Raw genomic sequence first — 10,687 nt, 5'->3', positions numbered from 1 at the left:
GGCGGGTGAGGGCAGTGTGGCGAGCATGGCTTGCAGGCGATCCACCGGCGCCTGCCGGGCCAGTTCATCGTAGGCGTCCTTGAACGGCAGGCTGCTGCGATCCAGCCATTGCAGGCGCAGGCCCAGCATCGGGTCGGCGTTGATGGCCGCGTCGATGCGCGAGCGCTGCTCGGCATCGAGCTGGTTGTCGAGATAAGCCACCAGTTGTTCGTCCGAGGGTTTCGCGTTCATCAATGTTCTCCTCGGTAAGGGTGGGGCACCGTGTGCAACGGAGGATATTCGGCCAGTTTCGCCCGGGCGGCGGCCAGGCGACTCATGACCGTACCGATGGGCACTTGCAGCACGTCGGCGACTTCGCGGTAGGACAACCCTTCGACGTAGGCGAGAAATACCGTTTCACGCTGGGCCTCGGGCAATGCATCGACGCGGCGGATGACCTGTGCCGCCAACACGTGGGTCTGGGCCACGGACTCTCCATCGAACGACAAGGCCTGGTCGGCATCCACCTGGCCCTGGCCTTGCCGCACCCGCTGGGCACGGACTTCATTGAGCCAGATCGAGTGCAGGATGCTCAGCAGCCAGCGGTCCATGCGCGTCCCCGACTCGTATTGCCCGGCCCGCTCCAGCGCCCGCACGCAGGTGGCCTGCACCAGGTCATCGGCGATATGCCGTTGCCGGGACAACAGCAGGCCGTAGCGCCATAAACGCGCCAGATGCTGGTTCAGTTCCGTTCGTATTGCCTGATCGCTGGCGATGGCGACCTCCGTCCGCTCGGGTTGTCAGGTTTTCGATGATCCGTTGATGGCTTCGGCCAGGTCCTGGTACTCCTCGCACTGGGTATTGCCGCAGATGGATTTGATCTGCTGCAGTTGCTCCTGTGCAAGGTCCAGCCGGCCCTTGACCACATAGGCCTCGCCCAGGTATTCGCGGACTTGCGCGTATTGCGGGTCGAGTTTTACCGATTGCAGGTAATAACCGATACCTTCGTCGGTGCGTCCCAGTTTACGCGTGGCGTAGCCGCGATAGTTCAGCGCTTTTGCGGTATTTGGCTGTTTCAGCGTGTCGAGCAGGGCCAGGGCCTCTTCGTAACGTCCGTCCTTGGCCAGTTGATAGGCATAATTGGTGCGGTCTTCGTCAGGCACCAGGCTGCTGGTCTGTTTGACGCACCGCTGCGACCGGGTATCGAGCACCTGTCCTTTCGGGCAGTTGGGTCTGGCGGGCGGCTCGTCATCGCCGCCGTTGGCCAGGGCGAGGGAACCGGACAACGCAACGGTCAGCAAAAGCGGGGTCATCAGAACTGCACAACGAATATTCATGGGCTTTGCTCCAGAGCTTCATGGGGTTCAGATCAGGACGCGTCCCGCCAGACGCAGTGCAAGGTTGATGTGATGAGAACACCGCAGCATGAACAATTATTCATTATGTTCTGGCGGCCGATTGCGAACGGGCACGGTTTTGTGTGCGCTGAAGATCACTGTGGGAGCGGGCTTGCTCGCGAAGGCGGAGTGTCAGGCAGCATCAATGTTGATTGATCCACCGCTTTCGCGAGCAAGCCCGCTCCCACATGGGGTTCTCGTTCAACTCAGCAAACGAATCGGTGTACCCGCCGCCCAGGCCTGGATGTCCTCGATCATCTGCGAGAAAAACAGCCGGTAGTTCTGTTGGCTCACGTACCCGACATGGGGCGTCGCCAATACATTATCCAGGGTTCGGAACGGATGGTGCGCGGGCAGCGGCTCATGCTCGAAGACGTCCAGTGCGGCACCGGCCAGTCGTTGCTTCTGCAGTGCCTTGATCAGCGCCGCTTCATCGACGATCGGTCCGCGGGCGGTGTTTACCAGCAATGCCGTGGGCTTCATCCAGCCCAGGGCTTGTGCGTCCACCAGGCCCCGACTGCGGTCGCTGAGCACCAGGTGCACCGACAGCACGTCGGCCTGTTCGAACAGCTCCTGCTTGCTGACACGGGTCACACCGGCTTGTGCCGCACGTTCGGCGGTGAGGTTTTCGCTCCAGGCGATGACGCGCATGCCGAACACCTGGCCGAATTGCGCGACACGCTGGCCGATGCTGCCAAGGCCGAGGATCGCCAGCGTCTTGCCGTGCAGGTCGCCGCCCAGGCCTTGTTGCCACTGGCCGGCACGCAAGGCATTGGCTTCGGCCACCAGATTGCGGGTGGCAGCCATGATCAGCGCCCAGGTCAGCTCCGGCGCCGCGTGTTTGTAGCTGTCGGTGCCGCTGACCTGGATGCCCAGCGCGGCGGCAGCTTTCAGGTCCAGGGCGGCGTTGCGCATGCCGCCGGTCACCAGCAGTTTGAGCCTGGGCAGGCGGCGCAGCAGGTCTTCATCGAAGCGGGTGCGCTCGCGCATGACGCAGATCACCTCGAACCCGGCCAGACGCTCGGCCAGCGTCTGGTTGTCGGCGGGATAGTCATGGAGGAAACTCACCTGGCCGACGCTGTCCAGCGCCGACCAGTCCACCACATCCCGCGCCACATCCTGCCAATCATCAAGCACTGCAATCTGCACAGGCATCAGCCTTTCCTCTTCAACGCACGGGGTTGGTCTTGTTCAGCCAGGCGAGCAGGGCCTGGTGGAATTGTGCCGGTTCTTCCATTTGTGGCGCGTGGCCCATGCCGGGGAATTCAACCAGCGTGGACCGGGGAATGAGCTTGGCCACTTGTTTGCCGAGGACGTCGTAGTGCCCGATCTTCGCCTTGACCTCGGGCGGGGCGATGTCACTGCCGATGGCAGTGGTATCGGACGTCCCGATCAACAGCAGGGTCGGCATCTTCAGGTTCTGGAACTCGTAGTACACCGGTTGAGTGAAGGAAGCGGCAATGTGTAGAAGAGTGATAAACTCACTTCCATAGGCCGCAAGCCCAATAGATACAGAGGTCATCGTGAACAACGCCTACTCATACATTCGCTTCTCAACCGGTAAGCAGCTCAAGGGTAGCAGCCTTGAGCGCCAGCAAGCCATGTTGGATGAATGGGCTGAAGACAACCCCGCTTACACCCTGAATCGTGAGCTGACGTTCAAAGACTTGGGTATCTCTGGCCGTAGCGGAAAGCACCTCAAGAATGGGTTTGGCAAGCTGCTGGAGGCGGTTGAGCAGGGTGATATTGGCGCCGGGGACGTTGTACTGGTTGAAGCTATCGACCGGGCAGGACGGATGGAACCGGCCATGATGCTGCACATCCTGACGGGCATCCTGTTGAAGGGCGTCACTATCATCACTCTGGATGACAAGGCTGTTTACACAAGTGAGTCGCTGCAAGGCGGTAACGTCTACATTCTGGCAGGTAAGGTGCAGGCAGCTTTCAACTACTCAGAAGCCTTGAGCGTGCGCATGAAGGCCAGTTACAAGAGTCGTAACAAACTCGCCTTGGAAGGAACTCCACCAAAACGTAATACACCTGTGTGGCTGACTTCAAAGGGTGAACTCAGGGATGAAATCAAGCCATTCGTTGTACAAGCATTTGAAGACTTTGCAGCGGGATTGGGCGAACGTCGAATCTACGAACGTATAATGGAGAAAGTGCGCACTCTCCCTAATGATGAAGAGAGTGATAAAGTTCGTGCATATTTTGTAAGAATGGCCCCAAGCACTGTTAAGCGTTGGATGAGCAACAGAACAGCCATAGGAGAATGGCAGGGTATCCCAGAGATTTATCCTCGCGTTGTAGAGCCTGAGTTGTTCTATCGGGTACAGAAACGTATGGAGGCTAAATTTGCTCCTAGGGGAGCACCGACCAAACATAAGTACACTGGATTGGTGGTGTGTGGCGAGTGTGGCAAGAACTTCAACACCAAGGCTTACGGCGTAAGAAAGAAAGGAGTTACGCCGCCTGCTGTGATGGAGTGTTCTACACGTGCCCGTAGAGGCTCCACAGCTTGCTCTAACAGTAAAGGGATTCCTGAATCTGTGATTGCCCTTGTCTACTCTCTGTCGTTTAGCAAAGGCGCTCTGAGAGCTTTGCAGGGCCAGGTGTTATCTGCCTCACAAAAGCGTGAAGTTGAGATTGATGGTGAAGTGGCAGAACTTAACAAGAAAATCAAGATTGCAAACAAAGTCATTCTTGAGTTTGAAGATGATGATGAACACGATGATATGATCGTGACGTTAAGAAGCTTGAAGGCTCGCCGTAAGGAGTTGCTAGCTGAGAAGGAGGGGTTAACAGAATCTGCTGTCTCCGTGTATGACAAGATTGTCGATGTTACCAAGTTCAACCTCGATCCTGCCAAAGCTAACGCAATGCTACAGTCTGTTGGGTATAGGATTGTGTGCAACAAGGATTCTACAGTGGTGAGTGAGTCAGGCACTTTCAAGTATGAAGGCTGGGGTAGGGCTGAAGACGTACACAAGGTCGTTACACCTGAAGGAAAGCTAATAAAGCTGCCTATCCACCGTCTAGGCGTAGAGCGTAAACCAAGTAAAAGTGGAAGTGGAACTGCTGATAAAATTAAAGCTACACTGGATGGAATAGCCGCGAAGCGGGTTAAGATTACAATCAAATAAAAATTACAGGATAGGACGCGCACACCATGAAAGCACTGTTGATGGCGGTTGCAGTGGTAGGGATGCTGGGGAGTGGGGCTGTGATTGCAGCAACGCCTAGGTATGATGGTAATGAGTTGCTAGGGCAGTGCCAACAGTACATCAGGGCAGCAGATGGAGAAGCAAGTTTTAATCAAGTCGACGCTGGTGTGTGTGCTGGCTATGTGCAAGGGGTTGAAAGTACGGTAGGTTTTTACAGTGATGATCTAGCAAATGATGCCAAGTTTTGTGTGCCTAACGGTGTGACAAATGGCCAGCTTGTACGTATCGTGGTCAAATATCTGAAAGATAATCCAAAGCAATTGAATTTAACTAGGACGGGCTTGGTGTGGTCTGCACTTAAAGATGCGTACCCTTGCAACAAATAACGATTCCTGCACACTAAAAATGGCTGTGAGCCTTATAGTGTATAGCTTGCGTGCGGATCGGTCGGAGTAAAACCTCTCCTAAGAGCGGTGTGTACAATGTTGTTGTCAGGAATGATTAGAAAACAAAGCTCACGCACTTGAGAATGCGGTCGAGACGTTAGGTACACGGAATAATGAGCCCGTCCAACAACTTGCCATCAGGAAAATCATGAGCGATTCGACTCTGCAATATCTTACCACTCAAGAGAACGTATCAACGTCAATTGAGGTAATTAGGTCCTTTGTAGAAAGGCTTGGCGCCTTGCCATTCAACGAACTGAATGGCGCTTTGACAAATCTCTTCAAGCAATCGCTAAGGGAAATTAATCAATTTTCCGAAAAAAGAGACGACCTAGCACAGACAAGTCTGAACGTAAGAAACATTTTTGAGATTTATATAATCTCACTCCACATATATTCTGACCAAGATGCACTTAAATGCTGGTACGGCCAAATGCATAAGGACTTATTAGAAATAAACAAGTCTTTCAAGGCTCTACTAACAAATCGAGGTTTAGACACAAGCGAAATTGATAAGGCTCAAGCGCTTTCAGATGCAGCGCTCTCATCCAGCCAATATACATCCAAGGGCCAATTTAATATCAAAACATGTGCTACAAAATATGGGTACGAATTACACCATGACTTCGTTTATAAGTTATCATCAAAGCTAGTCCACCCAACCTCAATTAAAGTCAATTTCTTTGATGTGTTAACTGAAGATGAAACATACATTGAGGTAATAACTAATATCGGTGTCCATTTCGCAAAGAAATCTGAAGATTTTGCTATGAGATTGGCTGAAGAGCTTTTTGCCTAAAAATTTTCCCAAATCCCCACCGGGAGCAGGGGACCACTTCTGCACCAAAATCCAAATCCGCCGCCAGACAGGAACGACATTTCAGGATGTGAGCAGGTTTCTACGCTGGGAAATAAGACGGGGCGTTTTCTGTACGGATTTCAAATCCCGCGCCGCGAGCAGTGACCAACTTTGATGTTGGCTGAATTCCTGGCCCGAAAAGTAATAGACGGTGGGCGTTTGGAAACTGGGTTTTGTGCGAGAGGTGTTAAGCGGTGTGCGAGCGTCCCAATGGGAAACGTTCGTAATTCTAAAATAAGTTGTGCCCCTGTAAGTCCCTGTAAGCCTCAGAACGAGACGTTGAGAGCGATCATCAACCGACGTACTGCCGTTGGTGTGAACTCGCTACCACGGGCTGTACGAAGCCCCTTAGCGTTGAGGCAATCAGCTACTGACTGAAGCGTCTTCACCTTGTTGTACAGGCAAGCCTTTAGGTGTGGCTCTAGGGTTGTTTGATACGTGCTGACGTTAGCCATACGGATGTTATTAGCTGTTGTGATGTCAGCGACTGCACGACCTTTAGCCTGAGCATCAGAACGATTCTTCACCTTCTGGATACTCTCTGCATCACCAGCATCAGCCTTGCTCTTCAGTGCGGCCAGAGTTTCACGGGTGCGGCTTGAAATGAATTCTCGTTCCTGTTGGGCCAAGGCTGCATATAGGTGCAGTTCGAATGTCTGAGCTTGAGGCATGGTGGCAACTTTGAAATCAATCAGCTCCATCAATTGCGCAATATGAAGGACCGAGCGAGACAGGCGGTCCAGCTTTGCAACTACCAGTTGAGCGCCATGCTCCTTGCACATTGCCAAAGCCTTCGATCCTTCTGGACGGCCTTCAATGGCGAGCTTGCCAGATACAACATCAGTGAATTCGCCAATGATGTTCCAGTTGTTTTGTTTGGCTGCACGTTGGACGTACTCCTGTTGAGCTTCCAACCCAAGTCCTGAATCACCCTGACTCTTTGTGCTCACTCTGTAATACGCCACTACGTCCATTACCAGTCTCCAACATTGTGTGCCTTACGGCTGTTCTGTTGTGACGATTCTACAGCGGATTCTGGGAGTTGTCATTAGGGGAGACGAACGTCTGTGCAAATGATAATGACAAAAACTAAAGGGCTTGACTTTTATGGGATTCCATTAGCCAAAACCTGAAATGACCATTCGTCAGCTTCGATTGCGTTTCGATCATCATTTCTTGCACTGGCCAGAGATTTGTGAGTGTAGCGGTATCTTTCGATTCCGTTTTTCTCAATTTTTTCAAATTCCGCCGCGACGAGAGAGAAAGCATCGCGCTTAGCAATACTGGGAGAGAAAAGGGGTTTTAGAGTAATTAAACTAATAAACCCACTATGGATAAATCTGTCCGTATCGCCTGAAGGCCAATGAAATCAAGGGGGTTGCTCGCTAACGCTCATCCAGCCCCTGCCAAGACACCAATATGTACCATATAGTTACTACAGGGTTTAGGCTGGGTTAATTGGTTGTTTTTTGATCAATTTGAAAGTGTCGCATTATACAAGAGGCACACGTTCTGATTCCGTCGCAGTAATACATACAGGAGGATTGTGAATCCGACGCACTATACAAAAGGACACACCACCATCGGCCAAGGGCCAAGAATTTGATTCCGTTGCACAATGAAGAGAGCATCGCTGACGCTTGCGGAAGGGTGCTTCACTGGCGTTCAGGGTGGGCGTTTCCATTTCCGTTGCATAATACAAAGCAGGGACATGGATGCTGCGCATCGAAGGGTGACAACCGGGCAGGAAGCCCAAGGAGAGTACAACTGACAGTGTGTACAAGCCTGAACGGACGTTCAGAAGGTGACAAACTGCCAGTGTTCCAGATTGGGAGTGTACCCTGATAAAACAAAACAGATAATCCAGTACCCTAAGAACTGACGTTCTTGGAGAGTGTACACCTGACGATGAGTACAACTGTACGTCAGTACAATTCAGTCGTACCGACTATAAGAGCGTTAACTCTTCTTGTTCTGGTATGTTGGTTGTATTTTATTTTATAACACTTTGAACTACGTTCAGGAGCTGTACGATTCAAACCTAACGGTTTTGCTTAAAGCATTATCTCTTCAGTGCTGAAATCTGTCAAACGAATCATTCTCATGTTGCAAGCAACAAGTATGAGCAACTTTAATTATATTCATACTTCTCTAACACATACCCTCCCGCATCCTGCTGTCCGTGCAAACATTCGGCTGTTAGGCCGGGGGGTAAGTAACACTGTGAACGTCCGTTCACGGTAATACACTTGTCAGGATGTACGCTGCTGTACGGGAATATGACTTGAAATGGACACACTTTCTGACAGTGGTAAGTCGTCTGTAAGCCTTATAAATCAAGGCTTAGACTGTCAGAAGAGGTACTCTAAAAGGTGTCAAAACAGTACAGCAGCTATACGCTGCTTTTTGCAAATGATTAGAAAGGCGCCCACCCCGGAAGGTGCCACATTGGTTTGTTTGGGTCTGTAACACGATACTCAATACCATCTTCCTCATAGATGAGGCCAGAGAGCCTATCAGCGTCGTCCCGACGTTGTGCGTCAACGATTGCACGCTCATCACGGCTAAGAGCGTAGTAAGCGTTGTGCGCTTCCATACGGGCTTTATAAGCAGCATGCTCAGCAGCTTCATCATCCATCTTGCGAGAAGCAAAGTTGAAACCAAACACCAGCTCTTCAACTTCATCTTGCATATCATCAGCATCATGACCTTGCAGAAGGTTGAACAGGGTTTGCAGATGATCACCATCAAGAAGACCAACAAGGCGCTTATGGCTCTTGCCTTCGTCGTCAGTGTACACGGTGTACATCTGGTTGATTGGAGTCAGAAGGAATTCCAGTTCAGGACGGAAAGCAGAGTGGCGACGGATTTCAGAGAAGAGGATTTCTTGTTCTGAAGTGGCGTTGAGTTTCATGCTGAATACACGTTTGCCTTGAATCTCAGCACAGGCCATTTGCAATTCTACAGTTGTACTCTTTGGACTCTTCAGCACCTTGGCGAAACGATCATGATCAGGGTTTTCAGAATCAATCAACATTTCAAGGTTGGCGAGTGCCTGAGCTTTGGCAGATGGTTTAAGGCCAGCTTTGCGGCAAGCTTCAGTCAGTGTGTCCACGCCAACAAACTCTTCAATCATTGTCCAGATGTCAGCGTTGCTCATATTCTCAGCAACAAGCCATTTGGCTTTAAGTTCTAGGCGGCTGATACATTCGCCCATACCAGAGCTGAATGCTCCTGTTGCACGGTTACGAGTTCCAAGGCCAACGAATAGATTCTTGGAGGACAGAAGCCCCATACGGTACTTGTTATTGACTGCATCAACGTGGCAAGTGTGGAATGTGTTCTTGCCTGTCTTCAAGTTGGCTGTGTTGGTGGCTGTCAGGACATTGATTGTAGCTGTTGCTTCGTCTACGTCGTTTCTCCATGTTGTTAGCACTTGTACAGTCCCTGCTGCACGTACAGCGTCAAGAATACGATAACGTTGGTGAGCATCAAGAGGAATGCTGTAAGGCTTCTTGGAACGTGTTTTGGAACGATCAACCTTGCGTACAAGGGATTTACAATCACGCTTGTCATTCTTGCAGTAGCATTGATCAGAGCGATTCGGTGTGAAGGGCTTCTTGCATGTATCCAGAAGGCAGCGATGGCGACCATCAGATAGTTTTACAGGTTTTTGTTTAACGGCTGCTGTGGTGTTTGGTTTCATTAATTTGTGCTCCGACAAGGATAGCTGGGGATAGGGTTTGGTGTTCTAGGTGGTTGCGACGACATGCACCAGAACAGAAGGGTTTAACCTTTGTTACTGCGAATACATGGCCGCATTGCTTGCAGGTACATAGTTTCAATTTTTGACTCCATATTTGGCTTTCAGGATATTCATTGTCATATCAGCGCTATTGCCGCTCTTTGGCTTGTTCTGCTCTAACCCCTCCTCGAAAATCTTGTTGAGGTTGGTATGCTCAATCATTAGGAATTTGTACAGTTCAATAAACTGTTCGCTAGTGAAGTTGTCTGCTGCTTTCATAATTGCAGAAACAACTTCTTCTTCAGAAAAGAGAGTGGAAATCAGATGTGTGCGTGTTTTTGTAATCAGGTCATGCATTGGGGTTGCTCCTGTCATGTGTAGTAGTTTTTCTTGACGTATTGTTTAAACTCTTTCTCATCTACTCCGTTCTGTACGCACCAGACAAGGTATCTAACCAATGCTGGATTCAGATATGGAATGGATGGGTTCCACCAATCAGATAGATACTGAAATGCAGCTACATCTATTGGTACTTGTCTTTTAATCTTGTCATACTCTAATCTCATTATTGCCACCTTGATTCTTTGCGGTATTGTTCGACATGTTTGTCTTTACGACGTTTACGTCTTTTAGGTTCTACGTCTGCAATCTCTGGAATATCCCATTCAGGAAAGCGCTCTACATTGAATTCTGTAAAGTCTTGTGGGTGTTGTTCTTGCAGAATTGGCGTAGGAGCGGGGTTTGAAATGGGGATGTTTTTGCGGAGTGTCAGTCTTGCTTTTGGTTCTCGTTGTTCCATTAGTTTTCCTTGTAGAGTGGTCCTAACTCCTGTTCACATTCGTTCTTATCAAATTGTGATAGGCAGATAATCCGGGTGAGTAGTTTTGTGGTTTTGGTAACATCAGAGATTGCGGCTACCATGTTGGCTTGCTTCTCAATGATGCGTGTGTCGGTATAACGTTTAGAGTCTTCTAGCACTTGCATATCGTTTCTACGCAATTCGCTATAGCTGTTTACCGAGTAACCAAACATCAGTATTAAAGCCAGAATAAAAGCTCCTATAAGGGCTGTTATGGCTGTTCTATTGGTCATGTCGG

At 50.3% G+C, this 10,687-nt stretch carries 12 protein-coding genes and 1 pseudogene; 3 read left to right on the top strand and 10 right to left on the bottom strand.

Annotated features, from left to right (window positions below; translation table 11 throughout):
• From AC3WN7_RS11570 to AC3WN7_RS11550, 5 genes and pseudogenes are all read right to left on the bottom strand, one after another.
• Positions 1-231, bottom strand: a 231-nt coding sequence (locus AC3WN7_RS11570) for an anti-sigma factor (protein ID WP_492575280.1), incomplete at its 3' end; no start/stop codon positions are given.
• Complete coding sequence (locus AC3WN7_RS11565) at positions 231-713, bottom strand: RNA polymerase sigma factor (protein ID WP_310650742.1); 483 nt, start codon at positions 711-713, stop codon at positions 231-233. The genes AC3WN7_RS11565 and AC3WN7_RS11570, both read right to left, overlap by 1 nt.
• 66 nt (positions 714-779) lie before the next feature.
• On the bottom strand, positions 780-1,316 hold the full coding sequence (locus tag AC3WN7_RS11560) for a tetratricopeptide repeat protein (protein ID WP_102673757.1): 537 nt from the start codon (positions 1,314-1,316) through the stop codon (positions 780-782).
• 261 nt (positions 1,317-1,577) lie between these two features.
• Complete coding sequence (locus AC3WN7_RS11555) at positions 1,578-2,531, bottom strand: D-2-hydroxyacid dehydrogenase family protein (RefSeq protein WP_102673758.1); 954 nt, start codon at positions 2,529-2,531, stop codon at positions 1,578-1,580.
• 13 nt (positions 2,532-2,544) lie between these two features.
• Positions 2,545-2,826 (bottom strand): annotated as a pseudogene (locus tag AC3WN7_RS11550) (alpha/beta fold hydrolase); the annotation flags it as partial.
• A gap of 73 nt (positions 2,827-2,899) precedes the next feature.
• Between AC3WN7_RS11550 and AC3WN7_RS11545 the strand changes: the two are divergent.
• The 3 genes from AC3WN7_RS11545 (at position 2,900) to AC3WN7_RS11535 (ending at position 5,785) form a co-directional block, all read left to right on the top strand.
• Entirely contained in the window at positions 2,900-4,519 is a 1,620-nt protein-coding gene (locus AC3WN7_RS11545) for a recombinase family protein (protein ID WP_102673759.1), read from the top strand.
• Positions 4,520-4,545: 26 nt separating this feature from the next.
• Positions 4,546-4,926: a Rap1a/Tai family immunity protein gene (locus AC3WN7_RS11540; RefSeq protein ID WP_102673760.1), complete on the top strand. Its 381-nt coding sequence runs from the start codon at positions 4,546-4,548 to the stop codon at positions 4,924-4,926.
• 208 nt (positions 4,927-5,134) lie between these two features.
• Entirely contained in the window at positions 5,135-5,785 is a 651-nt protein-coding gene (locus AC3WN7_RS11535) for a DUF5677 domain-containing protein (protein WP_102673761.1), read from the top strand.
• A 326-nt stretch (positions 5,786-6,111) separates the two neighbouring features.
• On the opposite strand, the gene AC3WN7_RS11530 is transcribed toward AC3WN7_RS11535, so the two are convergent.
• The 5 genes from AC3WN7_RS11530 to AC3WN7_RS11510 form a co-directional block, all read right to left on the bottom strand.
• The gene (locus AC3WN7_RS11530; protein ID WP_102673762.1) at positions 6,112-6,819 is read right to left on the bottom strand and encodes a recombinase family protein; all 708 of its coding nucleotides are present in this window, start codon (positions 6,817-6,819) and stop codon (positions 6,112-6,114) included.
• A 1,442-nt stretch (positions 6,820-8,261) separates the two neighbouring features.
• Positions 8,262-9,551 carry a hypothetical protein gene (locus AC3WN7_RS11525; RefSeq protein WP_146022354.1) on the bottom strand — a complete coding sequence of 430 codons (1,290 nt, stop codon included), beginning with the start codon at positions 9,549-9,551 and terminating at the stop codon, positions 8,262-8,264.
• Positions 9,552-9,686: 135 nt separating this feature from the next.
• Positions 9,687-9,947: a hypothetical protein gene (locus AC3WN7_RS11520; protein ID WP_102673764.1), complete on the bottom strand. Its 261-nt coding sequence runs from the start codon at positions 9,945-9,947 to the stop codon at positions 9,687-9,689.
• A 208-nt stretch (positions 9,948-10,155) separates the two neighbouring features.
• Positions 10,156-10,389 (bottom strand): hypothetical protein, encoded by a 234-nt coding sequence (locus AC3WN7_RS11515; protein WP_146022356.1) that lies wholly within the window; start codon positions 10,387-10,389, stop codon positions 10,156-10,158.
• On the bottom strand, positions 10,389-10,682 hold the full coding sequence (locus tag AC3WN7_RS11510) for a hypothetical protein (protein WP_102673765.1): 294 nt from the start codon (positions 10,680-10,682) through the stop codon (positions 10,389-10,391). The genes AC3WN7_RS11515 and AC3WN7_RS11510 overlap by 1 nt, the downstream gene beginning before the upstream one ends.
• Positions 10,683-10,687: the final 5 nt, after the last annotated feature.

Source organism: Pseudomonas sp. FW305-70 (assembly GCF_058783925.1).
The sequence above is the reverse complement of the archived record's forward strand: the minus strand, read 5'-3'. Positions and strand labels throughout refer to the sequence as shown.